Origin of the sequence: Roseburia inulinivorans DSM 16841, assembly GCF_000174195.1 — a bacterium.
GTDB classification, from domain to species: domain Bacteria; phylum Bacillota; class Clostridia; order Lachnospirales; family Lachnospiraceae; genus Roseburia; species Roseburia inulinivorans.
Genome location: NZ_ACFY01000052.1, coordinates 44956 through 70563, shown reverse-complemented (window position 1 = coordinate 70563; position 25608 = coordinate 44956). Strand labels below are relative to the sequence as shown.

General features: G+C 43.8%; 26 protein-coding genes and 1 pseudogene. 26 read left to right on the top strand and 1 reads right to left on the bottom strand.

The genetic code is table 11. The features are described 5' to 3' along the window. Positions 1 to 172 precede the first annotated feature (172 nt). The 17 genes and pseudogenes from ROSEINA2194_RS05490 (at position 173) to ROSEINA2194_RS05415 (ending at position 17253) form a co-directional block, all read left to right on the top strand. Positions 173 to 505: a DUF1540 domain-containing protein gene (locus tag ROSEINA2194_RS05490; protein ID WP_007884324.1), complete on the top strand. Its 333-nt coding sequence runs from the start codon at positions 173 to 175 to the stop codon at positions 503 to 505. Positions 506 to 719: 214 nt separating this feature from the next. Further along, on the top strand, positions 720 to 1310 hold the full coding sequence (locus ROSEINA2194_RS05485) for a zinc dependent phospholipase C family protein (protein WP_044927279.1): 591 nt from the start codon (positions 720 to 722) through the stop codon (positions 1308 to 1310). 331 nt (positions 1311 to 1641) lie between these two features. After that, positions 1642 to 1803: a Spo0E family sporulation regulatory protein-aspartic acid phosphatase gene (locus ROSEINA2194_RS20915; protein ID WP_007884320.1), complete on the top strand. Its 162-nt coding sequence runs from the start codon at positions 1642 to 1644 to the stop codon at positions 1801 to 1803. Positions 1804 to 1912: 109 nt separating this feature from the next. Next, positions 1913 to 2446, top strand: coding sequence for a division/cell wall cluster transcriptional repressor MraZ (mraZ, locus tag ROSEINA2194_RS05480; RefSeq protein ID WP_330370280.1), 534 nt, complete (start codon positions 1913 to 1915; stop codon positions 2444 to 2446). A gap of 54 nt (positions 2447 to 2500) precedes the next feature. Beyond that, positions 2501 to 3439 carry a 16S rRNA (cytosine(1402)-N(4))-methyltransferase RsmH gene (rsmH, locus tag ROSEINA2194_RS05475; RefSeq protein ID WP_007884318.1) on the top strand — a complete coding sequence of 313 codons (939 nt, stop codon included), beginning with the start codon at positions 2501 to 2503 and terminating at the stop codon, positions 3437 to 3439. Positions 3440 to 3442: 3 nt separating this feature from the next. Further along, positions 3443 to 3949, top strand: coding sequence for a hypothetical protein (locus ROSEINA2194_RS05470; RefSeq protein WP_007884317.1), 507 nt, complete (start codon positions 3443 to 3445; stop codon positions 3947 to 3949). A 37-nt stretch (positions 3950 to 3986) separates the two neighbouring features. Continuing rightward, positions 3987 to 6074: a peptidoglycan D,D-transpeptidase FtsI family protein gene (locus ROSEINA2194_RS05465; protein ID WP_044927278.1), complete on the top strand. Its 2088-nt coding sequence runs from the start codon at positions 3987 to 3989 to the stop codon at positions 6072 to 6074. A 62-nt stretch (positions 6075 to 6136) separates the two neighbouring features. Further along, on the top strand, positions 6137 to 7852 hold the full coding sequence (locus ROSEINA2194_RS05460) for a peptidoglycan D,D-transpeptidase FtsI family protein (protein ID WP_007884315.1): 1716 nt from the start codon (positions 6137 to 6139) through the stop codon (positions 7850 to 7852). Between the two features lie 64 nt (positions 7853 to 7916). Continuing rightward, a pseudogene (gene mraY, locus ROSEINA2194_RS05455) lies at positions 7917 to 8884 on the top strand (phospho-N-acetylmuramoyl-pentapeptide-transferase). 63 nt (positions 8885 to 8947) lie between these two features. Then, positions 8948 to 10309: a UDP-N-acetylmuramoyl-L-alanine--D-glutamate ligase gene (gene murD, locus ROSEINA2194_RS05450; protein ID WP_044927284.1), complete on the top strand. Its 1362-nt coding sequence runs from the start codon at positions 8948 to 8950 to the stop codon at positions 10307 to 10309. A gap of 41 nt (positions 10310 to 10350) precedes the next feature. Continuing rightward, positions 10351 to 11481 (top strand): putative lipid II flippase FtsW, encoded by a 1131-nt coding sequence (ftsW, locus tag ROSEINA2194_RS05445; RefSeq protein WP_007884312.1) that lies wholly within the window; start codon positions 10351 to 10353, stop codon positions 11479 to 11481. Between the two features lie 2 nt (positions 11482 to 11483). After that, positions 11484 to 12404 (top strand): cell division protein FtsQ/DivIB, encoded by a 921-nt coding sequence (locus ROSEINA2194_RS05440; protein WP_007884311.1) that lies wholly within the window; start codon positions 11484 to 11486, stop codon positions 12402 to 12404. Positions 12405 to 12595: 191 nt separating this feature from the next. Then, complete coding sequence (ftsZ, locus tag ROSEINA2194_RS05435) at positions 12596 to 13783, top strand: cell division protein FtsZ (protein WP_007884310.1); 1188 nt, start codon at positions 12596 to 12598, stop codon at positions 13781 to 13783. 177 nt (positions 13784 to 13960) lie between these two features. Beyond that, positions 13961 to 14530 carry a sigma-E processing peptidase SpoIIGA gene (locus tag ROSEINA2194_RS05430; RefSeq protein WP_330370283.1) on the top strand — a complete coding sequence of 190 codons (570 nt, stop codon included), beginning with the start codon at positions 13961 to 13963 and terminating at the stop codon, positions 14528 to 14530. Continuing rightward, positions 14512 to 14790, top strand: coding sequence for a sigma-E processing peptidase SpoIIGA (locus tag ROSEINA2194_RS05425; protein WP_007884307.1), 279 nt, complete (start codon positions 14512 to 14514; stop codon positions 14788 to 14790). Before ROSEINA2194_RS05430 ends, ROSEINA2194_RS05425 begins: the two co-directional genes overlap by 19 nt. Continuing rightward, on the top strand, positions 14765 to 15499 hold the full coding sequence (gene sigE, locus ROSEINA2194_RS05420) for an RNA polymerase sporulation sigma factor SigE (RefSeq protein WP_007884305.1): 735 nt from the start codon (positions 14765 to 14767) through the stop codon (positions 15497 to 15499). The genes ROSEINA2194_RS05425 and sigE overlap by 26 nt, the downstream gene beginning before the upstream one ends. 149 nt (positions 15500 to 15648) lie before the next feature. Next, on the top strand, positions 15649 to 17253 hold the full coding sequence (locus ROSEINA2194_RS05415) for an MBL fold metallo-hydrolase RNA specificity domain-containing protein (RefSeq protein WP_007884303.1): 1605 nt from the start codon (positions 15649 to 15651) through the stop codon (positions 17251 to 17253). A gap of 2 nt (positions 17254 to 17255) precedes the next feature. Here the strand turns inward: ROSEINA2194_RS05415 and sigG are convergent, their stop codons facing one another. Then, the gene (gene sigG, locus ROSEINA2194_RS05410; RefSeq protein WP_007884301.1) at positions 17256 to 18035 is read right to left on the bottom strand and encodes an RNA polymerase sporulation sigma factor SigG; all 780 of its coding nucleotides are present in this window, start codon (positions 18033 to 18035) and stop codon (positions 17256 to 17258) included. A gap of 236 nt (positions 18036 to 18271) precedes the next feature. On the opposite strand from sigG, the gene ROSEINA2194_RS05405 reads away from it, so the two are divergent. The 9 genes from ROSEINA2194_RS05405 (at position 18272) to ROSEINA2194_RS05365 (ending at position 25593) form a co-directional block, all read left to right on the top strand. Further along, complete coding sequence (locus tag ROSEINA2194_RS05405; RefSeq protein WP_044927273.1) at positions 18272 to 18571, top strand: hypothetical protein; 300 nt, start codon at positions 18272 to 18274, stop codon at positions 18569 to 18571. A 96-nt stretch (positions 18572 to 18667) separates the two neighbouring features. Further along, on the top strand, positions 18668 to 19507 hold the full coding sequence (gene dapF, locus ROSEINA2194_RS05400) for a diaminopimelate epimerase (protein WP_007884298.1): 840 nt from the start codon (positions 18668 to 18670) through the stop codon (positions 19505 to 19507). A gap of 224 nt (positions 19508 to 19731) precedes the next feature. Further along, positions 19732 to 20244, top strand: a complete 513-nt coding sequence (locus ROSEINA2194_RS05395; RefSeq protein WP_007884296.1) for a QueT transporter family protein — start codon at positions 19732 to 19734, stop codon at positions 20242 to 20244. A 152-nt stretch (positions 20245 to 20396) separates the two neighbouring features. Further along, positions 20397 to 22184, top strand: coding sequence for an arginine--tRNA ligase (gene argS, locus ROSEINA2194_RS05390; RefSeq protein WP_007884290.1), 1788 nt, complete (start codon positions 20397 to 20399; stop codon positions 22182 to 22184). A gap of 134 nt (positions 22185 to 22318) precedes the next feature. Then, complete coding sequence (spoIIIAA, locus tag ROSEINA2194_RS05385; RefSeq protein WP_227970724.1) at positions 22319 to 23281, top strand: stage III sporulation protein AA; 963 nt, start codon at positions 22319 to 22321, stop codon at positions 23279 to 23281. Then, complete coding sequence (locus ROSEINA2194_RS05380) at positions 23275 to 23793, top strand: stage III sporulation protein AB (protein WP_007884286.1); 519 nt, start codon at positions 23275 to 23277, stop codon at positions 23791 to 23793. The genes spoIIIAA and ROSEINA2194_RS05380 overlap by 7 nt, the downstream gene beginning before the upstream one ends. Before the next feature lie 33 nt (positions 23794 to 23826). After that, positions 23827 to 24021 carry a stage III sporulation protein AC gene (gene spoIIIAC, locus ROSEINA2194_RS05375; protein WP_007884285.1) on the top strand — a complete coding sequence of 65 codons (195 nt, stop codon included), beginning with the start codon at positions 23827 to 23829 and terminating at the stop codon, positions 24019 to 24021. Between the two features lie 40 nt (positions 24022 to 24061). Beyond that, entirely contained in the window at positions 24062 to 24445 is a 384-nt protein-coding gene (locus ROSEINA2194_RS05370) for a SpoIIIAC/SpoIIIAD family protein (protein WP_007884284.1), read from the top strand. Continuing rightward, positions 24442 to 25593 (top strand): stage III sporulation protein AE, encoded by a 1152-nt coding sequence (locus ROSEINA2194_RS05365; protein ID WP_007884283.1) that lies wholly within the window; start codon positions 24442 to 24444, stop codon positions 25591 to 25593. Before ROSEINA2194_RS05370 ends, ROSEINA2194_RS05365 begins: the two co-directional genes overlap by 4 nt. The last annotated feature ends 15 nt before the right edge of the window (positions 25594 to 25608 follow it).

Here is a 25608-nt window from a genome sequence, read left to right as displayed (position 1 = left end):
AAGCAGATTTTAAATGAATTTGCGAAGTACTGCGAAGAATGAGCAGTACCGTTGCGAGTGACACATAGCGAAAGCGTGTCTTGAATGTTTTTGTTAATTTTGAACAATTTAAAGAAGATTATGAGGAGTTTCACAATTGTCTGACAGATTTGAAGGAAAAGGAGAAAAAAGTATGGCATATTTGGATTGTTCAGTGAAAAGCTGCACCTACAATAATGAAGACGGCTGTTGCTGCAAAGGCGACATTCAAGTGGAGGGACGCGAAGCAACCGAAGCACAGAGCACCTGTTGCGGAAGTTTCAAAGACCGCGGAACAAACGGTGCAGCCTGTAACGCATTAAAAGATGTTTCCAAGGAAATCGACGTTGCGTGTGAGGCAACACACTGCCGTTTCAATGAAAATGAGAAATGTCACGCAGATCATATCGGTATTTCCGGTGCCGGAGCCTGCACCTGTGGAGAGACAGAGTGCGCAAGCTTCGAGTGCAACTGTAAATATGAATAATTAATACAGGTATGAAACTGGTCTGCACATGCTCCATTTGTGCAGACCATAAAAAAGCAGGATAAGAAAATTTACATCTGTAAAGCAGGATTCCAGTGCTTTAAAACACAAAAACTACACAAAAAGTTTACAAAGATACCCTTGTTTCTTTTGCCGCGGAGATGTAGTATGGGAGTTGGAAAAACAAAAAGATTCCTGTTTGGAGGCGGTACTTATGAGAAAAAAATCACATATTTCACTGGCACGTTACATTGTAAATAATATGGAAGACAATGATCTGAAAAAACATAAATTATCTTTTTACATCGGAAGTGTCCTGCCGGACATTAAGCCATCTTTCGTCTATAAGCGCCATGAGATGGACGGAACTTACCCGGATATCAGACGCCATATTGAGCGCCTTTCCGAGGGCAGGAAACTGGTGGAGAAGAAAAAAGGGCGCAAGTATTACATGGATCTTGGACAGATCAGCCACTATCTGGCAGACTATTTTACCTATCCTCACAATAAGATCTATCCGGGAAGTCTGAAGGATCACTGTTCTTACGAGGAGAAGTTAAAGCGGGATTTGCGGAGATATATCAGGACGGACGCTGCAAAACCGCATAAAGCAGATCATCTGGAATTTAACAGTGCCAGAAATCTTTGCGATTTTATCCAGAAATCCCATGATGATTATCTTGTGAGAAAGCATGATGTGGAGGATGATATCCATCACATTGTGGAGGTGAACTACAAGGCAATGGAGACAATGATACATTTACTCGCCGAGAAAAGGGCAGAATTCCGGTTAAAACATTCCTGAAAAATGAAAAACATACAAAAACGATAGGAAAACATACGAATCAAATATTAATTTTTTATGAACAGCGCATCCAAAGTCGAAAAATGGATGCGCTGTTTTTGTAGGAAATACGTGCAATTGTGAAAAAATCCGTTTGGAAATGTCGAATTTTGGAGAAAACTCATCACCTAATTCATTTGATTTTTGAATCTGCGGATAGTAATATGGAGAATATAAAAGAGAGGAAAAGAAAAAGGGGAAAAGAAAAAGGGACTATTCTCTGCTCCGGCAATTAGCAGAAATTTGAATTTGTAAAATTGCATTTTCCATTGAGGAAATCAGGAGGATTCATATGAGAAAGTTGAGTGAGTTACAGCAGGAAATCGAATCCGTTCGATTTGAACTGGATCAGGCACTTTTACGACAGGATAAGTTTGATAATTACTATCAAAAAAGTACAAAACTCGATCAGCTGATTGAAGAGTATATCGAGGAAACAGAAAGAAGTAAGTAGAGAAGAATGGAAAATAATGCCAAATCAGGAAATAACTGGTCTGGCATTATTTTTTTGCGCTAAAATATTGATTTTTTCTTAAGAATAGTCTAATATATGTTTAAAAGTGGTGGAAAGTGGTAGAGAATGGTTCGAAGTGGTGGCAAATGACCACAGAAATGGAAAATCAAGAGGAACCAGCTGCCGCACAAAGGCAGGTGATTGTGTCATGTTTATGGGAGAATACAACCACACAGTTGATCCAAAAGGCAGACTGATAGTTCCGGCAAAATTCAGAGAGCAGCTTGGCGATGAATTTGTAGTGACAAAGGGACTTGATGGATGCTTATTTGTGTATACGTCAGAAGAATGGCACAACATCGAAGAGAAATTCAGAAACATTTCCATGACTTCCAAGGATGCAAGAAAGTTTTCACGTTTCTTTTTGCAGGAGCAGCTTCCTGTGAACTGGACAAGCAGGGAAGAATCCTTCTTCCACCAGTTTTTAAGAGAATATGCAAATCTGACAAAAGATGTCGTTTTAGTCGGAGTCTTAAGCAGAGTGGAAATCTGGGACAAAGACAGATGGCAGGAGAATACATATGATGAAGATGAGATGGATGAGATTGCAGAACACATGGCAGATTTAGGGTTCAGCATCTGATCCACAGAGAATAAAAAAGAGAGCCAGAGCAAAAGTCAGGCAGAGAGGATCACAATGGAATTTAATCATTATTCAGTATTACTAAATGAGACAATTGAAAATTTGAATATCAAGCCTGACGGAATCTATGTGGATGGAACACTTGGCGGTGGCGGACATGCTTACCAGGTGGCTTCACGGTTATCAGAAAAAGGCAGGCTGATCGGAATCGATCAGGACGCGGATGCAATCGCAGCCGCCGGAGAAAGATTAAAGGAATTTGGTGACAAGATCACCATTATCCGAAGCAATTACGCCAACATGAAAGAGGAACTTCACCGCATTGGCGTGGAAAAGGTGGATGGAATCGTGTTGGATCTTGGCGTATCTTCGTTTCAGTTAGATACACTGGAGCGTGGTTTTACTTATCGTGATGAGAATGCTCCACTTGATATGAGAATGGATGACAGACAGAGCCTGACTGCAAAAGATATTGTAAACGGATACAGTGAGATGGATCTTTACCGTATCATCCGTGATTATGGTGAGGACAAGTTCGCAAAAAATATTGCAAAACACATCGTGCAGGAGAGGGCAAAGAAACCGATCGAGACAACCGGAGAACTGACGGAGATCATCAGGGCTTCCATTCCAATGAAAGTTCAGGTGACCGGTGGACATCCGGCAAAAAGAACGTTTCAGGCAATCCGTATTGAGCTGAACAAAGAGTTAGAAGTACTGCAGAATAATCTGGATGATATGATCGACCTTTTGAATCCGGGTGGAAGAATCTGTATTATCACGTTCCATTCCTTAGAGGATCGAATTGTAAAGACGAATTTTAAACGAAATGAGAACCCATGTACCTGTCCAAGCGATTTTCCAGTGTGTGTATGTGGTAAAAAATCCAAGGGAAAGGTAGTCACAAGAAAACCGATTCTTCCTTCCGAGGAAGAATTAGAAGTGAACTCCCGTTCCAAGAGTGCAAAATTAAGAGTTTTTGAAAGGGTGTAGCAGATGCCGAACAGAACAGTAAATCACAACAATCGAAATAGAGCAGCATATCAGGTAGATGGCAACACCGTACGCCGTATGGAGGCGATGCCGGATTACCGCAAAGAGCGCAGAGACAGACAGGAGCGGGAACGCGAGGAAGAGCTGAGAAAACGCAGACGTGCCGCAGCCAGAAATCAGGCAAAAGCGCTTCGCATGAGCAAAAGTTATGTTGTATTCCTGACAATGGCAGTGACCGTATTTGGCATTTTCTGTGGAGCTTATATTAAGCTTCAGTCTGATGTGACTGCAAGAATGAAAAAAATAGCAAGCTTAGAGAGCCAGGTGACAGACCTTAAGGCTGACAATGACGAGGCTTACAAGAGAATTAATACCGCAGTAGATCTCGATGCGATCAAGGAGAAGGCAATCAATGAACTTGGTATGTTTTATGCAACACAGGATCAGATCGTCTACTACTCTGTAGATAAGACAGACTACATGAATCAGTATAATGAAATCCCGCAATAGGGGGATTTTCAGACAAAAAAATAATTCAGGTGGTAGAATGGCAAAAAGAAGACCGAAAAAGCCGATGTTAAAGTTTCCAAAGCGTATGCAGAAAAAAATGATCGTCATGTTTACGGTTGTTGCAGCGCTTATGATCGGACTCATCGGAAGACTGATGTATATTGAATACACCAGTGGAGAAAAATATGAGAAAATCGTTCTGGCACAGCAGGGCTATGACAGCCAGACAATTCCTTATCAGAGAGGTGACATTGTAGACGCAAAAGGAACTGTGCTGGCAACCAGTATCGCAGTTTATAATGTGATTCTGGACTGTTCCGTTTTAAATGATGATGAAAAATATGTGGAGCCGACGATCAATGCGCTTGTAAGCTGCTTCCCGGATCTGACGAGTGAACAGCTTTATTCTTATCTGAAAGACTCTCCGGACAGCAGATATATTGTGCTTGCCAAACGTTTATCCTATGATACGATCCAGCCTTTTGTGAATCTGCAGGAGGAGCGGGATGAAAAGGGAAAACTGGTTAATCCATATATCAAAGGTGTTTGGTTTGAAAAAGAGTACCAGAGACAATATCCATATGGAAAACTGGCAAGTTCTGTGATCGGGTTCACAACATCCGGTAACCTCGGAATTAATGGACTGGAAAATTATTATGATGACACGTTAAATGGAATTAACGGCAGACAGTATGGATATCTGAATTCAGACAGTAATTTTGAAAAAACGATCAAACCGGCAGTCAACGGCAATACGTTAGTGACAACGATCGATGCGACGATCCAGTCGGTGGTAGAGAAGAAAATACAGGAGTTTAATGAGGCCTATACAGATGGTTACAGAGAGGGTGAGGGCGGAGCAACAAGAATCGGCGTGCTCATCATGAAACCGGACAATGGCGATGTCCTTGCAATGGCACAGTATCCAAACTACGATCTGGGCAATCCATGGGATTTATCTGAGTATTATACACAGGAAGAGATCGATGCGATGGATGATGATGCGAGACTCGAAGCGTTAAATCAGTTGTGGCAGAACATATGTCTGACCTATACTTATGAGCCGGGATCAACAGCAAAACCATTTACGGTTGCAGCCGGGCTTGAGACAGGAACACTGTCGACCAATGATACCTTTTTCTGTGATGGAGCCGAACAGCTCAGCGGATTTACCGTAAAATGTGTTGCCTATAGAAAAGGTGGACACGGAATGCAGACTTTGGAACAGACATTGATGAATTCCTGTAATGATGCCCTGATGCAGATGTCCTACCGGATCGGGGCAGAGAATTTCACGGAGTACCAGCAGATTTTTGGATTTGGACAGAAAACGAACATTGATCTTCCGGGAGAATCGAGAACAGATTCCCTGATTTACACATTGGATACAACATCACAGCTGAGTCTTGCAACCAATGCTTTCGGACAGAACTTTAATACCACGATGATCCAGCTTGGAACTGCTTTCTGTTCTCTGGTCAATGGCGGTAAGTTATATCAGCCGAGAGTGGTAAGCAAGATCACGGATCAGAATGGAAATACGATTCAGGATATTTCTCCGACGTTGCTGCGTGAAACTGTATCTAAGACAACAAGTGATACATTAAAACAATACATGTACTCAACCGTGACATCCGGTACCGGAAATACGGCAAAAGTAGACGGTTACTCCATGGGAGGTAAAACCGGAACGGCACAGAAAGTGCCGCGTGATGGTGTGAACTATCTGGTTTCTTTTATCGGTTTTGCACCGGTGGACGATCCTCAGTTAATGATCTACTGTTTTGTGGATGAGCCGAACTCGCAGGATCAGCCACACAGCACATTTGCACAGAATATTGTGAGGGAGATTTTAGAAGAAGTACTTCCTTATATGAATATTTATCCGGATGAGGAGACGACAGGCTTACATTCTGGGTGGGATATTACCGGAACGGATACAGGCGCAGCCGCTGTGACAGACCGTGTGACAGGAAATATTCCGGAGGAAGAACCGGAAGGAACGGATGATGTGCCGGATACCATGGAGGATATTCCGGGAGCCGGGGAAAACAACGAAGAAAACGCCGAAAATGATGGTGTAAATGCCGAAGAAGCAGGAACAACGTCCGATAACAGTGAATAAAAACATAACCTCATAAAAGTTGGAATAAAATGCAAGGAAGACTTTTATGAGGTTTTTGTTTTATGTATCGGAATAAGACCTTTAACCGCAAAAAGGTAATGATCGTATTCGTGGCAGTTTTTTTTATCATGATGTTTCTGATTGGAAGACTGGTATATCTGATGATCTTCTGCTCCGAATATTATGGAAATAAAGCGGAGAATCTTCATGAGAGGGAACGTGATATTAAGGCGGCACGGGGAAAACTTTTGGATGCAAACGGCACAGTGCTTGCCACAAACAAATCTGTGTGCACGATCTCCGTGATCCATAACCAGATAGAAGAACCCGAGAAAGTCATTGAGATGCTTGTGAGAGAACTTGGTATTCCGGAAGAGACTGCGAGAAAGCGCGTGGAGAAAGTCAGTTCCATCGAGCGTGTGAAAACAAATGTCGCAAAGGAGACCGGGGATGCAATCAGAGCCTATGGACTCTCCGGAGTGAAAGTGGATGAGGATTATAAACGATATTACCCTTATGGGACGCTCGCTTCCAAAGTGCTTGGATTTACCGGGGCCGACAATCAGGGCATTTTGGGACTTGAAGTAAAGTATGATGAATACCTTCAGGGAACCAACGGAAAAATCCTCACGTTAACCGATGCGAGGGGAATTGAGATCGAGAATGCCGGGGAGAGCAGATTAGAACCCGTGAACGGTTATGACCTTTGCTTATCATTAGATTACAATATTCAGATGTACTGTGAGCAGGCGGCAAAAAAAGTCTGCACAAAAAAGTCAGCGGACAGTGTTTCCGTGATCGTGATGAACCCGCAGAACGGCGAACTTATGGCGATGGTGAATTATCCGGAGTTTGACCTGAACAATCCGTTTACTCTGGCTGGGGACACCGGGGAAGCTGTGTCAGCGGAAGAAAAACAGAATCTGTTGAATAAAATGTGGCGAAACCAGTGCATCAGTGATACCTATGAGCCGGGTTCTACATTTAAGATTATTACGGCAGCGGCAGCGTTAGAAGAGGGAGTGGTAAAACTGGACGATGCATTTTTCTGCCCGGGTTATAAAATAGTGGAGGACAGAAGAATCCGGTGCGCGAGAACGACAGGGCACGGTGCGGAAACATTTGAGACAGGGATCATGAACTCCTGCAACCCGGTTTTTATGGAACTTGGCGAGCGGTTAGGCGCGGAGAACTTTGTCGGTTACTTCAAACAGTTCGGGCTGTTATCCAAAACGAATATTGATCTTCCGGGGGAAGCGGGAACGATCATGCATAAGACGGAAAATATTGGACCGGTGGAACTTGCGACAATCTCGTTTGGGCAGTCGTTTCAGATTACCCCCATCCAGCTTGTCACGACGGTATCTTCTATTATTAATGGGGGAACGCGCGTGACACCACATTTTGGCGTAAGCGTGCAGGATGCGGACGGAAATACAGCAAAAACGTTCTCCGATGAAACGCATGAGAATATCTGCACAGCAGAAACTTCGGAAACGATGCGCTATCTGCTGGAGAAAGTGGTGTCAGAGGGAACCGGAAAAAATGCCAAAATTGAGGGCTTTTCCATCGGCGGAAAGACAGCAACCTCACAGACACTTCCAAGAAGCGACCATAAATACATTTCATCGTTTCTCGGATTTGCGCCCGCTGACAATCCGCAGGTGCTTGTGCTTGTTGTTATTAACAATCCGCAGGGGATTTATTACGGCGGAACGATCGCTGCTCCTGTGGCGAAGGAAATATTCGAAAACATTTTGCCTTACCTTGATAAATGAGATGAAATAACGTATACTAGTTAGGCGAATTGAACGTTAGAAAAAATACAAGAGGTGTTTAGTCATGGATTATGAAATAGTGATACCAGTTTTGATTTCTTTTGCAATCAGTGCAATTTTAGGACCGATCGTGATCCCCTTTTTGAAACGGTTAAAGGTGGGGCAGACGGAGCGTAAAGAGTTGGAATCCCATTTGAAGAAAAATGGAACCCCGACTATGGGTGGACTTATGATACTGGCAAGTATTATCATTACCTCCCTGTTTTATGTCAAAGATTATCCGAGAATTATCCCAATCCTTTTTATGACCGTAGGATTCGGTGTGATCGGTTTTCTGGATGATTATCTGAAGGTAGTGCTCCGCAGATCAGACGGACTGCTCCCGTGGCAGAAGATGATCTTACAGTTTATTGTGACAACAGTATTTGCAGTTTACATGGTGCGTTATTCCGGAATTGAACTTACTATGTTGATCCCGTTTTCCGGCGGAAAGTACTTAAATATCGGATGGCTTGCGATTCCATTACTTTATTTTGCAGTGATCGGAACCGTAAACGGTGTGAATTTTACCGATGGTGTGGATGGCCTTGTGTCAAGTGTTACCATTATGGTTGCGACCTTTTTCTCCGTTGTGGCAATCGGAACGAATGCAGGGATTGCACCAATCACCTGTGCAGTAGCAGGAGCCCTGCTTGGATTCTTATTATTTAATGTGTATCCGGCAAGTGTTTTCATGGGAGATACCGGTTCCCTGGCACTGGGTGGCTTTGTTGTGGCAACTGCCTATATGCTCCAGATGCCATTATATATCCTGATCGTTGGACTGATTTATCTGGCAGAAGTCATATCTGTTATGGTTCAGGTTACTTATTTTAAATACACTAAGAAAAAACAGGTGTTGGAAAGCGGATTTTCAGAATGGCTCCGCTCCATCATCATTTTGAGCTTGGTGGATGGTCAGAGACGAGAGTTGTCGCAGTGTTTGCAATCGTGACAGCACTGCTTTGCATGCTTGCATTATTAGGCTTATAAATCGCATTGGAAAATTGCAAAATGACCTGCCGGATTCGGACAGGAGATTGGAAGGATAAGACGATGAATTTAGAAGGAAAAAGAGTGTTAGTAGTAGGTTCTGGAAAAAGCGGGGTTGCAGCCGCAGAACTGCTCAGAAAAAAAGGAATCACATTTGTACTTTTTGATGGAAATAAAGATTTAGATGTGACAGCATTGATCGAGAAAAATCCGGTATTTGCCGGAGCAGAGATCCTTTTGGGAGAACTTGCACCGGAAGATATGGCGCGCATTGATCTTGTTGTGTTAAGTCCGGGCGTGCCGACAGACCTTCCGATGGTCAATGAACTTCGAAACAGACAGATTCCAATCTGGGGCGAAATTGAACTTGCCTATCATTTTGCAAAAGGAAGAATTATTGCAATTACCGGAACAAACGGAAAAACTACGACAACTTCGCTTGTGGGTGAGATCATGGCGAATTATTTCGATGATGTGAAAGTGGTCGGCAATATTGGGATCCCATACACATCGGTAGCGGCAGACACGACAGAGGATACTGTGACAGTCGCAGAGATCAGCAGCTTCCAGTTAGAGACAACACATGAGTATGCGCCGGAAGTGACAGCTATTTTAAATATCACACCGGATCATCTGAACCGTCATCATACGATGGAATGTTATATCGAGACAAAAGAGAGCATTACAAAGAATCAGACCGCCGGGGATACCTGTGTGTTGAATTATGAGGATGAAGTGCTGCGCAGGTTTGGCGAGACACTTCAGACAAAAGTTGTATTTTTCAGCAGCAAGCGCAAACTGGAAAAGGGACTTTATCTGGACGGAGAAGATATTTTTTATGCAGACGGCACAACGGACACAAAAGTGATCAACGTAAACGAGCTGAATATTTTAGGAAAACACAATTATGAGAATGTCATGGCGGCGGTCGGAATGTCGGTAAGCTTTGGCGTACCGATGGATAAAATTGTGGAAGTGCTGAAACGTTTCCAGGCAGTCGAGCATAGAATTGAGTATGTGACAGAAAAACGCGGCGTGAAGTTTTACAATGATTCCAAGGGAACAAACCCGGATGCGGCAATCCAGGGAATCCGCGCGATGAACCGTCCGACACTGTTGATCGGTGGAGGTTATGACAAACAGTCTGAATATGATGAGTGGATTGAGAGTTTTGACGGCAAGGTGAAGAAACTCGTGCTGATCGGTCAGACGAAGGAAAAGATTGCGGAATGTGCGAAGAAACATGGCTTTGAGGATGTCATACTCTGTGATACATTTGAGGAGGCAATTGACACCTGTTATGCAAACGCAGTGAGCGGGGATGCGGTATTGCTTTCCCCTGCATGTGCAAGCTGGGGCATGTTCGCAAACTATGAGGAGCGCGGACGCATTTTTAAGGAATACGTGCGCAATCTGGCAGAATAAAAAATGTCAGGCATAATGGCATGACGTGCAGTAAATAAGAAATGAGGAATTGGAATGGCAAGAGGTCAGCAGACGGAAAAGAAAAAAAGCCAATTAAATATTTCGATTACAGTCTTTTGTTTCTGATCATTTTTCTTTTGTGTTTTGGATTGGTCATGTTGTACAGTACCAGTTCCTATGCAGGTTCCAATAAGTTTGGGGATGCTTCCTATTTTGTAAAAAAACAGTTGTTTGCAACAGGACTGGGGATCGTGGGTATGTATATCGTATCTAAGATCCCATATCGGTTCTGGATGAAGGTGAGTTCCATGGCGTATCTGGCAGCTATCGTGCTCTGTACCGCCGTTATTTTTATTGGTACAGAGGCAAACGGTCAGGCGAGATGGTTAAAAATCGGGCCGTTATCTTTCCAGCCGTCAGAGTTTGCCAAGTTTGCGGTTATTATTTTTCTGGCAACGGTTATTTATAAGACACCACAGAAAATGGGTGAATTCATGAGCCTTGTCAAGATAATGGCAATTGTGCTTCCAATCGTTGCAGTGGTCGCCTACAATAACTTAAGTACAGCGATCATTATACTTGGAATTGCAGTCTGTATGTTGTTTGTTGCCAGTCCGAAGTATTCCCACTTTGTGTTGATGGCAGCGGCAGTCGGTGTGGTAGGTGTTGTTTTCATCAGTTTTGAGGCATACCGGATGGATCGTATCAAGATCTGGCTGAATCCGGAAGCCTACGAGAAGGGTTATCAGACCTTACAGGGACTGTATGCGATCGGTTCCGGCGGTTTATTTGGAAAAGGGCTTGGCGAGAGTATGCAGAAGCTGGGATTTATTCCTGAGGCGCAGAATGATATGATTTTCTCTGTTATCTGTGAGGAACTTGGACTTTTTGGCGCGGTGTGCGTGATCTTATTGTTTCTGCTGATGATCTGGAGATTTATGATCATTGCCAATAATGCGTCAGACCTTTATGGGGCGCTGGTCGTGGTTGGTATTATGGCGCATTTGTCCATCCAGGTTATTTTAAATATTGCGGTTGTGACCAATACGATCCCGAATACCGGTATTTCACTGCCGTTTATCAGTTATGGAGGTACTTCGGTTTTATTCCTGCTTGCAGAGATGGGGCTTGCGCTTTCCGTGGCAAAGGGAATTAAATTTGAGGTTAATTAAATATGATAAAAGAAGAGAGAAGAAGAAAAAAGCGCAGAAAGATAGGATTGTACATCCTGTTGATATTGATTCTGCTTATCGCAGCGGGCGTTTTCATTGTCATGAATGTTTTTACCGTGGAAAACGTTGTCGTGGAGGGAAATGAACTGTACAGCTCCACACAGATTGAAAACATGGTGCTGAATGATGAATATTCCTGGAATTCCCTGTATGTAGATCTGAAATACAGATTTGTGGATATCGGGGAAGTTCCGTTTGTAGATACGATGGAGGTTTCACTGGACAATCCCCATACCGTACATATTAAAGTTTACGAAAAAGGAATGCTCGGCTATCTTTATATTAATTCCATTGGTCAGAATGCTTATTTTGACAAAGATGGATTTGTAGTCGAGACATCTACGGAAGTGATTGACGGTGTGCCAAAGATCACAGGAATCTCCTGTGAGGAAGTGGTACTTTATGAGAAACTGCAATTAGAGAACAGTGATATTTTGCGGGATTTACTGAACCTGACACAGACTTTGAAAAAATATAATCTGCTCCCGGATGAGATCCAGTATGACAGTAACATGGAGCCGGTGCTTTACTATGGAACAATTCAGGTGAAAATTGGTTCTGAGGACAACCTGTCGCAGAAAGTTGTGAGGTTATCCATTATTTTGCCACAGCTTGACGGACTTAGCGGCACACTCCATTTAGAGACATGGACACCGGAGACCACCGACATTATCTGGGATAGGGCAGAAGAACAATCGGAAACAGAAGAGGAGACGACAGAAGAGCCTTCTGAGGAGCCGTCGGCAGATACACCAGCGGAAGAACAACCTGCACAGGATGTGCCGGCAGAGAATACACCGGCCGAAGAGCAGCAGCCAGCCGAAAATGCACCGGCGGAGGATATGCCGCCAGTGGAACAATAAAACCGTAAAAACTTGATTTTTTTTGAAAAAGCGGTTGATTTGTTGTAGGAAAATTATATTATAGATTATAAGAGTTAAAAAACGCAAAATATAGTATGATTTCGAGAGTAGATAACTAAACAAAGTAGAAATGGGCTTGTCTGGTTATCATATTTGACATAAATATAGGGAGATATGAAGGAGGAACTACCTTGCTGGAAATTAGAACAACAGAAGCAGATGCCAGTGCAAAAATTATCGTGATCGGAGTTGGAGGAGCTGGTAATAATGCTGTAAATAGAATGATCGATGAAAATATTGGTGGTGTTGAGTTTGTTGGTATCAACACAGATAAGCAGGCATTACAGTTATGTAAGGCACCGACATTGATCCAGATCGGCGAGAAGCTTACCAAAGGGCTTGGTGCAGGAGCACAGCCTGAGGTTGGACAGAAAGCAGCGGAAGAGAGTGCAGAGGAATTATCGGCTGCAGTGAAAGGTGCAGACATGGTTTTCGTTACCTGTGGTATGGGTGGCGGAACCGGTACAGGTGCAGCACCAGTCGTTGCCAAGATCGCAAAAGAGCAGGGAATCTTAACCGTAGGTGTTGTTACAAAACCTTTCAAATTCGAAGCAAAACAGCGTATGTTGAACGCAACCGGTGGTATTGAACGTTTAAAAGAGAGCGTAGATACACTGATTGTCATTCCAAATGATAAATTATTAGAGATCGTAGACAGACGTACTACAATGCCGGATGCATTGAAGAAGGCAGATGAAGTATTACAGCAGGCAGTACAGGGAATCACAGACCTTATCAATTTACCTGCACTCATTAACCTTGACTTTGCGGATGTTTCCACCGTTATGAAGGACAAGGGACTTGCACATATCGGTATTGGTTCTGCCAAGGGAGACGACAAGGCGATCGAAGCTGTAAAACTTGCAGTTGCCAGCCCATTGCTTGAGACAACTATTAACGGTGCAACACACGTTATTATTAATATTTCCGGAGATATCTCCTTAATGGATGCAAATGATGCAGCAAGCTATGTACAGGATCTTGCAGGAGATGATGCCAATATTATCTTCGGTGCGAAGTTTGATGAGTCTATGACAGATGAGGCAACCATTACGGTTATTGCAACAGGACTTGAGACTGCCGGTGCAAACGCAGCAAGCAAAATTGTTCCTAAGATGCAGTATCAGAACATGGGAACTGTTCCAAGACCAACAGCACCTGTAACACCAAGACCAGCAGCACAGGCTGGTTATACAACTCCGGTACAGCCAAACCCGGCACCAACTTTCTCTGGTATCCAGAAACCACGCCAGCCAGAAAGTTCTGTACAGCAGATGGATATCAAGATTCCGGATTTCCTTAAGAATTCCAGAAGATAATTACATAAGAATATGACAGGATCGTTACATGAAGATCATAAGGTTTTCATGTAACGGTCTTTTTTGTCAGAAAAACGGGATGAACTTCTGAAAGTAGAGGAAGTGTTTTGACAAAAAAGATGGTTCTAAAAAAATATAATGTGACTATGGAGAAGGAAAAGGAGGGAGTGGTTCCAAATATATATTTTTTATGCAGATGTTTATCTGTTACAGAATCTGTGGATGGATTTTATTGCGCTCGCAGGCGCAAATTGCCTTTTGCGGCGCAAGGTAAAGGGAAGAAGACTGTGGTTTATCGCATTTCTGTCATCTGTGGGAAGTCTGATCATTACACTGACTGTCACAGAGCCTTTCTGCAGGGCGATCCTGATTCACTTCCTGCTCAATACAGGAATGGTCGTCCTGTGTTTTGGAAAAAGTTCGTGGCGTACGTTTTTAGAAAACTGGGCAGTCATTTATCTGATGGTCATTTTCCTTGGCGGGGTTATGGAATTATTGAGAAGCAGTGCAACAGGAATGACATTTTTCTGGATTCAGGCGGTCATTGCGGCACTGGTTCTGTCGGTTGTCACATGGTATCTGGGACGTAGAAAACAGTTTGGAAATCAGCTTTTCCCAGTGACATTGGTGCATCGGGGGCATGCGATGGAAACTATGGGATACTGGGACAGTGGAAATCAGTTGAGAGATCCATATAATCATAGACCAGTATGTATTTTAAGTAAAAAGTGGCCGCAAAGATCTTAAATCCGAAAAAGGACAGGGTACATTTTATCCCTTATTGTTCCCTGGGGCAGAAGGAGGGGCTTTTGCCGGTGACAGAGATCACATGCATAAAAATTCAGAATGGAAGGCACGAAGTCGAGATAAGACCGGCAACGGTTGGAATTGCAAATGAAGGATTATTGGAAGGAAAAGAATATGATATGATTCTTCATGCATCTATGCTGGAGTGTCAGGAAAGAGGAACAAAACATGATCATGAGACTTGTACTGCCAAGATATGAAAAGGTTCATTTTCTGTCCGGGATTTGCAGCCTTTTTTTGCGAAAGGAAGATGAGGTGCACTATATTGGAGGTGCAGAGATTTTGCCGCCACCGTTGGAGGGAGAGCGGGAAGCATACTGTATCCGGATGCTCGATGGTGTGCATGCAGAGCGGGCGAGAAAGGAGCTGATCGAACACAACCTGCGGCTGGTCGTATACATAGCAAAAAAGTTTGATAACACAGGGGTCGGAGTGGAGGATCTTATCTCCATAGGAACGATCGGTCTCATCAAAGGGATCAATACCTTTAATCCGGACAAAAATATTAAATTGGCCACTTACGCATCGCGCTGCATTGAAAATGAGATTTTAATGTATCTGAGGAGAAACAGCAAGACAAAACTGGAGGTTTCCATCGATGAACCCTTAAATGTGGACTGGGATGGAAATGAACTGCTCTTATCGGATATTCTGGGGACGGATGAGGATGTCGTGGGGAAAGACATGGAAACGGATGTAGAGCGGAAACTGTTAAAGACTGCGATCGAAAAGCTGTCTGGAAGGGAACGGATGATCATCGAACTGAGGTTCGGACTGAATACTTCTGATGGGGAGGAGAAGACACAGAAAGAGGTGGCAGATATGCTTGGAATCTCCCAGTCCTATATCTCAAGACTTGAGAAAAAAATTATGGGAAGATTGAAAAAAGAAATTGTACGATTTGAATAACAGGAGTATAATTGTGTTATAAATTAAAGGAAAAGTCGAACTATTTGACAATGGGAACAGACAGTGGACAGATGAGACAACATGCAGCAGATGACTGCATGGGGATCAGATGAAAACGGACTGGAATTTACAGACAGGGGGAAGGACAGATGCAGATAGAATTTTTGGGTGCAGCGCATGAGGTGACAGGAAGCTGTCATTATGTAACATTCGGGGATAAACATGTACTGGTGGATTGTGGTATGGAGCAGGGACCGGATCTGTATGTGAATCAGGAGATTCCGGTGAATGCAGCAGCGGTGGATTATGTGTTCGTGACACACGCACACATTGATCATTCCGGTCTGCTGCCGCTATTGTATAATCATGGATTCCGGGGACAGATTTTTGCGACAGAGGCAACAACGCAGCTCTGTAATATCATGTTAAAAGACAGCGCACATATCCAGATGTTTGAGGCAGAATGGAGAAACCGGAAAGCAAAACGGGCCGGAAAACCGGAAGTGGTACCAATGTACGATATGAATGACGCAATGGGGGTGCTGACACACTTTGTGCCGTGTGAATATAACAGCATTGTGGAGATCTGTGACGGATTAAAGGTACGGTTTGTGGATGCAGGACATCTGCTCGGCTCATCAAGCATTGAGATGTGGATCAGAGAGGATGATGAAGAAGTCAAAGTTGTATTTTCGGGGGATATCGGAAATGGTAATCGTCCACTGATCAAAGATCCACAGTATATCAAAGACGCGGATTATGTTGTAATGGAGTCCACGTACGGTGACAAAGAGCATGAGACACCGCCGGACTATGCAGTCGCACTTGCAGGGGTATTGAAGGATACCTTTACAAGAGGTGGAAATCTTGTGATCCCTGCATTTTCCGTAGGAAGAACGCAGGAGATGCTTTACTTTATCCGAAGGATCAAGACGGAACATCTGTTGCCGGAGTTTGAAAATTTCCCGGTGTTTGTCGATAGTCCGCTGGCAGTGGAGGCAACTACGATCTTTAATAAGAACGTGGAGGACTGTTTCAGCGAGGAAGCGTTGGATCTTGTGCATCAGGGAATTAACCCAATCGGTTTTCCGGGACTGCGCATGGCGATCACGAGTGATGAATCCAAGATGATCAATTTCGACGAGCAGCCGAAAGTTATTATTTCCGCATCCGGTATGTGTGAGGCAGGACGTATCCGTCACCATTTAAAACACAACCTCTGGCGAAAGGATTCCACGATTTTATTTGTTGGTTATCAGGTTCCCGGAACACTTGGAAATTCTCTTTTAAATGGGGCAAAGCAGGTAAAACTTTTTGGTGAGACCATCGAGGTACATGCGAAGATTGAGAATCTTCCGGGAATCAGCGGTCACGCAGACCGGAATAATCTGACAAAGTGGATTGGGGCATTTGAGACACCACCGAAAAAAGTGTTTATTGTACATGGGGACGACAAAGTGACGGAGAATTTTGCGGCGCATGTGCATGAAGTATATGGGTATGACACGTATGCACCATATAGCGGCGATACGTTTGATCTTGTGACGGGAGAGCAGATTGCGGACGGAAGCAGAGAGATGATTGAGAAGAAGAAAAATGGATCATCAAAAGCTTCCAGCAACGTATTTGCAAGACTTCTTGCGGCAGGACAGAGGCTGCTTGAGGTTATTAATAAGTGCGAGGGTCTGCCGAACAAGGAACTTGCAAAATTTGCAGATCAGATTAATGCATTATGTGATAAATGGTCGAGATAATATTATAGGGTAAGATATTGGCGGATGGTTTTCAATGCAGACTTTTCCAGACGGCTGACCTGTGCCTGGGAAATATGGATCTCATCCGCCACTTCCATCTGTGTTTTTCCTTCAAAAAAGCGGAGGTTGATAATGAAGTTTTCGCGTTCTGACAGGTGGTTCATGGCATCACTTAGAGAGAGCTTTTCCACCCAGTTTTCTTCTTTATTTTTCTTATCACTGATCTGATCCATGACATAGAGGGTATCGCCCCCATCGGTGTAGACCGGATCATAGAGGCTTACCGGACTCTGAATCGCATCCAGTGCGTATAAAATGTCTTCTGCGGCAACCCCGGATTCCTCTGCGATTTCCTGCAGTGTAGGTTCCTTAAATGAATTTTTGGACAGAACTTCCTTGGCATGGATCGCTTTGTAGGCAGTGTCGCGGAGGGAGCGGCTCACACGGATACTGTTGTTGTCACGCAGATATCTGCGGATCTCCCCGATGATCATAGGTACCGCATAAGTGGAAAATTTTACCTGCAGATCTGGATTAAAGTTGTCAATGGATTTGATCAGTCCGATACAGCCGATCTGGAACAGGTCATCAAGATTTTCATGGCTGCCGGAGAAACGCTTGATCACACTTAACACAAGGCGCAGGTTGCCTTTGATATACATCTCTCTTGCTTCCTGATCGCCCTGCCGGATCCGTGCAAACAGGGCTTCTTTTTCGGTTTCTTTTAAAATTGGGAGTTTGGCGGTATTGACGCCACAGATTTCTACTTTATATGCAGGCATGTTGCTATCCTCCGGTCTTTTCTAAAATCAGGATCAGCTCCGAGGTCTGTCGATGTCGGATGCTATTAATGAGGATGTGGCATTTAAGAAAAAATTATACAGAAAGAAACTTTTTTTTTATTAGGAAAAAAATGCTATACTATACACGGTAAGAAAATCGTTTCAGTAGAGACGGATTGTTAAAAAAAGCAGAATCAAATGGGATACGAAGAATACAACAAGAGGCTGGTGCATATATGAAAGATTTGATCGATGAGAAGAACAGACAGGAAAAAATGAAAAGAAGTATCATAAAATACTGGAATGTTTCCTATGGTTCCCCGGAAGCAATTGGCGGCGAAGAGGAAGAAAAAGAGCGGGAACATGCCGTCGGCATATATCCACAGGAAAATCATGTCTATGACGAAGAGTCAGAGTTAAAACAGGCAGAGATCGAGGCAATCGATGAAGTGTCACAGACAAAAATCCAACAGATCCTGCATGAGAAAGATGACAGATTACAGAACCTGATCGAACATGAGCAGCATGAGGGATAGGAATCCTGAAGCTGTTTTGGCAGGGTTGCGGGCAGATGCACATTTTGTAGTCTGCCACATAATGTAATAGTAAGAACAGGCGATGGTGGGATCGTTTTGGTTACATTAAAAAAGTATCACGGTCTTGGGAATGATTATCTGATCTATGATCCGAATCAGAACCGTGAATTATTACAGGAACGGCAGATACAGCTGTTGTGCAGGCGCAATACCGGAGTGGGAGCAGATGGTATTTTATCTGGTCCTGTGTTGGAGAATGAAAAAATAAAAGTACGTATTTTTAATCCGGATGGAAGTGAAGCTGAGAGAAGCGGCAACGGCATCCGGATTTTTTCAAAGTATCTGAAAGATGCCGGATATGTGAAAGAAAAGTGCTATGAGCTTTGGACAAAGGCAGGACCGGTACAGGTGGAGTTTTTAGATGAGGATGCATCGCGCATGAAAGTCGATATGGGATATGCCGCATTTGGAGCAGACAGTATCCATGCAGTAGGATTTGAGGGAGATATGATCAATGAATCCGTTTTCTTCTGTGATAATTTTTACAATATCACCTGCGTGTCCATGGGAAACCCAAACTGTGTCGTGATGATGGAAGAAATCAGCAAGAATAAAGCGTTGCATTTAGGACCATATGTGGAAAATTCAAAATATTTTCCAAACCGGATCAATATGCAGCTCTGTCACGTAGTTGACCGGGAAAATATTCAGATTGAAATCTATGAGCGGGGAGCCGGGTACACATATGCGTCAGGCACGGGAGCCTGTGCGGCGGCATCTGCAGCACATAAACTCGGACTGGTGGGAAACCGTGTGCAGGTTCATATGCAGGGCGGAGATCTGCTTGTGGAATTTGCAGAGGACGACCGCGTGTTTATGACAGGACCTGTGGTTTATATCGGAAGTATTACGCTGGCGGAAAATTTTTTTGCTTAAATTGGAAAATTTCTTGGTGTTATGAATACCGCACAGCAGCAGGGAATATGGGAACATATGGAAACCATTATAAAAAAGTCTTGCAATTGCAGGCAGAATATGATAGTTTATAAATCGTTGTGTGAGGAACACAACGATTTTTTCATGCAGAGGTACAATTCTGCAAAAACAAACGTCAGTTCGGAACCTTCCTGACGAAAAACAAAACTAAAGGAGAAAAACATATGAGAAACAAAAAGGTATTATTTCTTACCCAGGCTGCAGTGATCGCAGCGATCTACGTTGTGCTGACTATTTTTATCAGTGCATTTAACTTAGCTTCCGGTGCCATTCAGGTACGAATTTCCGAAGCACTTACCATTTTACCATTTTTTACACCGGCAGCGATTCCGGGACTGGCGATCGGTTGTCTGTTGAGCAATCTGCTGACAGGGGCAGCGGTTTATGATGTCGTGTTCGGAAGCCTTGCAACATTACTCGGTGCAGTCGGAACGTATTTACTGCGGAAACATAAGTTTTTGTGCACGCTTCCTCCGGTGATCGCAAATATGGTGATCATTCCATTTGTATTGCGCTACGGATACGGACTTGCGATGGAAGTTGGTGGACATGATGTCGCAATTCCTTTTTACATGCTGACCGTCGGCGCGGGAGAAGTGATCTGCTGCTGTATTCTTGGCTCTATCTTATTGAATGCATTGGCAAAAATGAGAAATGTTATTTTTAAGAATGAATAAATGTGAAGGTTATAAAAATGCCATGTCAAAGAGATAAAACTCTCTTTCTCATGGCATTTTAATAATTTTTAAGAAAATATTGACGATTTCTGAAAACGCAAGTAAACTATATAGTTAGCAGTATCTATAAGAGAGAACGAAAGGAAAAAGTTATGAAGAAAATCTTGGATTTGATCACAGATGAAGTGACAAAAGCATTTACAGAATGCGGATATGATGCAAAATATGCAAAGGTTACTTTATCAAACAGACCTGATCTTTGTGAATACCAGTGTAACGGCGCCATGGCAGCCGCCAAGGAATACAAAAAAGCCCCATTTATGATCGCAGACGAAGTGGTGGAAAAACTTGCTGCAAACCCGATTTTTGCGATGGCAGAATCTGTAAAACCGGGCTTCCTCAATCTGAAAATTGATGAGGCATACCTTGCAGATTATGTTGCAAAAATGCAGGAAGATGAGGGACGTTTTGGATGTGAAAAGACAGAAGCGCCAAAGACCATCATGATCGACTATGGCGGACCAAACGTTGCAAAACCTCTCCATGTAGGACATCTGCGTTCTGCAATCATTGGTGAGAGTGTGAAGCGTATCGGCAAATTTATGGGACACAATGTGATCGGTGACGTGCATTTGGGCGACTGGGGACTTCAGATGGGACTGATCATCACAGAGTTAAAGTTAAGAAGACCGGAACTCGTTTATTTTGATGATGCTCACACCGGAGAGTATCCAGAAGAAGCACCATTTACAATCTCTGAGTTAGAGGAGATTTATCCGACTGCCAGCAAGAAATCCAAAGAGGATGAGGCGTATAAGGAAGCGGCCATGCAGGCGACTTTTGAACTGCAGCACGGAAAACGCGGTTATCAGGCACTTTTAAAACATATTTTAAATGTGTCCGTGACAGACTTAAAGAGAAACTATGCAAACTTAAATGTTTCCTTTGAGTTGTGGAAGGGCGAGTCTGACGCACAGCCATATATTCCGGATATGGTTCAGAAGATGAAGGACGATGGCTTTGCATACATCAGCGACGGCGCTCTTGTCGTGGATGTCAAAGAGGATACCGACACGAAAGAGATTCCTCCATGTATGATCTTAAAATCAGACGGAGCTTCCCTTTACAATACAACAGACCTTGCAACTATGGTATGGAGAATGAAAGACTATAACCCGGACGAGATTATTTACGTGGTAGACAAGCGTCAGGAGTTATATTTCACACAGGTATTCCGCTGCGCAAGAAAAACAGGTATCGTAAAACCGGAAACAGAACTGAAGTTTTTAGGTTTTGGTACGATGAATGGCAAGGACGGAAGACCATTTAAGACCCGCGATGGCGGTGTGATGCGTTTAGAGCATCTGATCTCCGGTATTAATGAGGAGATGCTTGCAAAGATCCAGGAGAACCAGAAAACAAAGGAGAACCTTGGAATCAGCACAGAGGAAGCAGAGAACACTGCAAAAATGGTCGCACTTGCAGCGATCAAATACGGTGATCTGAGCAATCAGGCAAGCAAAGATTACATCTTTGATATTGACCGCTTTACTTCTTTTGAAGGAAATACAGGTCCATACATCCTGTATACGATCGTCCGTATCAAATCGATCTTAAACAAATATCACGGTCTTGGAAAAGATGACAGCGGTGCAGTCATCGAGTCGGCGCACTCTAAGAGCGAGAAAGATTTAATGTTAGAACTCTCCAAGTTCAATGCAGTGATGGAGAGCGCTTTTGAGGAGACAGCACCTCATAAGATCTGTTCCTATATTTATGACCTCGCCAATGCATTCAACAGTTTCTATCATGGAACCAAGATCATGTCCGAGGAGAATGAGACAGTCCAGAAATCGTACATCCGTCTGTTAGAGCTTACAAAGTCCGTTCTTGAGACCTGTATCGATGTATTAGGATTTTCTGCACCGGAGAGAATGTAAGAAAAGAATAGAATAACAGTCATAAAAAGAAAGACAAGTCATAGAATTAGTCATGGGAGAAAACAAACTCCCATGGCTTTTTTTTCTTTAAAAAAAGAATTCCGTGAGGATGGAACAGAAAGTGAGGTGCCGCCTTGTGTGAAATAAGATTGTTGTTTCCGGTACATATGAGAACATTTTTTCAGGACGATACATGGCAGAGCGGGTTGGAGGAGATCCGGGTGAGAGTCGGACAACCAATCGAGTTTTGCTATGGAAGCGACAACTGTTATCTGACCGGCAAAGAAAAAGAACAAATGTTCTGTAGCGAAAAGGACTACAGAAGATGGGAAAAAGATCTGTACCATGCGACCGAGGCAGATCTGCGGGAAATGTTGAATTATATCAGCAATTATTCGCTGTACGCCTACAAAGAGGAGATTAAGCAGGGGTACATCACGATCGAGGGAGGACACCGGGTTGGTGTGGCAGGGCAGACCGTTCTGGTGGATGGAAAAATTGCAGGGATCAGTCCGATCATGTTCTTAAATATCAGGATCGCCCATGAAAAGTGTGGATGTGCCAGAAAAATACTGCCGCTGATCCGGCAGAGAGACAGCATTTATAACACGTTGATCCTGTCAATGCCGGGAGCCGGGAAAACAACACTTTTGCGTGATTCCATCCGGGCATTGTCGAATGGGGAGGCATATGGGATCAGGCTGAAGGTGTGTGTGGTGGATGAACGCTCGGAGATTGCGGCAAGTTTTCACGGTGTGCCACAGAATGACATGGGACCGAGAACCGATGTGATGGACGGCTGTGGAAAGGCAGAGGGAATGCAGCTTCTGATCCGTTCCATGTCACCGCAGATCATTGCGGTGGATGAACTTGGAGCCGAGTCAGATTTTTATGCGGTAGAGCAGGCATTAAACTGTGGGAGCAGAGTGCTTGGCACGATCCATGCAGGGAATATGAAAGAACTGTCGGAAAAACCGTATCTGAAACGGTGGATGGAGCGAAGACTTTTTCAGCGGTTTATATTTCTGGAAAAAGAAGCCGACGGGAGGAGAAAAATGCAGGTTTATGACGAGCATATGGAGCGGATCACATGTTAAAAGTGCTGGGAAGTATGTTGATTCTTCTGGCAAGCGTTGGTTTTGGATTTCAGATCCAAATGGATCTGAAAAATCATCTGCGGCTGCTTTATGACATACGAAAACTGCTCTTTGACATTGCAAATGAAACAGCGTATACGATGGATTCCATGGAGGTAGTGCTGGAACATGCGATACACAGCAGAAACCCGTATCTGAATGAGATCTGCAAGGAGATGGGTGAGGGATTACAGAAGAAGGAAAGAGGATGCGGACAGGAACTCTGGCAGGAGCGGATTGAAGCGTGGCAGAAAAGGCTGGGGCTCTCTTTGGAGGAAAAAGAAATTTTTGCAGGGGCAGGATGCGCCTTTTTCGGAAAAAGCATGGGAGAAAATGAAAAAAGCCTGGAACATTATCTGAAACGTCTGGATTATGTGATCGATCAGGTGAGGGGAGAACAAAAGGAAAAACAGAAAGTGTATCAGACCGTCAGTGTGATGTGTGGGCTGATCGTCATTCTTCTGTTTTTGTAAAAGCTCCGAAAGCTGTGGAAAGGCAGGAACTTTATGAGTGTAAATTTGATTTTTAAAATTGCTGCGGTTGGGATTTTAGTGACCGTGCTGAGTCAGGTGTTAAAACACAGTGGACGGGAAGAACATGCTTTTTTGACCAGTCTGGCAGGACTTATCATCGTGCTGTTCTGGATCGTGCCTTATATTTATGAACTGTTTGAGACGATGCAGTCGCTTTTTATGTTATAGATCATATAGCAGTTACAATCTGGCAGGGAGTGAAAAAGACATGGATATCATAAAAGTGGGGATTTTAGGTGTCGCAGCGGTTTTTCTAGCGATTCCGCTGCGTAAAGAGAAGCAGGAATACAGCATGTTTTTAAGCATGGCAGTCTGTATCTGCATTTTTATTTATATTATCACAAAGGTTCAGATCGTGTTGGAATTTGTGGAGAAGTTAGAGGGGATGATCGCCATTGACAGTACTTATATTGGTCTGGTGATCAAAATGGTGGGCATTACCTACGCGGCAGAATTTGCAGTAAATGTGTGCAAAGATGCCGGCTATGGAGCAATCGCAGGACAGATTGAAAACTTTGCCAAAATGTCGATCCTTGTGGTGAGTCTCCCGGTACTGATGGCATTTATTGATACGATAGGGAGCCTTTTATGAGAAAAGTGAGATGGCAGTGGAAGATCATACTGTTTCTGATGTTCGCAGGGCTCTTTTGTCCGGTGAAGGTTCATGCAGAAGAGACAGGTAGTTATCTGAGTGAACTTTCGGATGAGATGGACTATGGAAAATTGGATACATTTTTAGAAAACTATGGCGTGGAGCAGGTTTCTTTTTCCGGTCTGGTGGAAGAATTGATGCAGGATGGGGTGAGCACAGCGTGGGGAGAACATGTGTTTTCTGCGATAAAAACATCACTCGTTGGGGAGATAGCAGCTAACCGGAAGATGCTTTTGGAAATTGTACTGCTGGCGTTCTGTTTTTCGGTTCTGAAAAACTTTGCGGGTGCATTTCATGCGTCGTATATCTCGGAGCTATGTTTTCTGCTGGTGTATTGTGTCATGGCAGTCATGCTTTTGCAGACATTTCTTCTCTTTCAGGAGGTCGTGTCAAAGTCATTGGAAAGCTGTGTGGAATTTATGAGAGTCATGGTGCCGACGTTTTGTCTCAGCATGATGTTTGCCTCAAATGTGAGCAGTGCTGCGGGATTTTACCAGACCGCATTTCTTGTGATCTATCTGGTGGAGTGGCTGTTTTTAAATCTGCTGATGCCTCTGATCCATATTTATGTGCTGTTGGAAATGTTCGGTCATTTTGTGCCGGAGGAGCGCTTTTCAAATCTGACGGAACTGTTTTCTGAGGTGATCAACTGGGGGATAAAAATCGCAGGAGTGCTCGTATTGGGGCTGAATGTAGTACAGAACCTGATTGGCCCGGCAAAAGACCGGATGGGGCATGGGATTTTTGCAAAAACGGCTTCTGTGATCCCGGGGCTTGGAAATGCGGTGGGCAGCGTGACCGAGCTGCTAATTGGCGCAGGGATCGTCATGAAAAGCTGTGTGGGGACAGCGGGACTTGTGGTGCTTGTCCTGATCAGTCTTGTTCCCCTGCTCAAGGCGCTGTGCCTTGCATTCTTTTACAAACTGGCAGCGGCAGTGACTGAGCCCGTGTCGGATAAGCGGATCTCCGGCTGCTTAAAAGGTCTGGCAAACGGAGGTATGCTCTATGTAAAACTGCTGGGATACAGTGTGCTGTTGTTTTTTGTGACGATCGCACTGACGGCGGCAGCGTCGGGATTTATTTATTGAGGATAATGGGAAGGA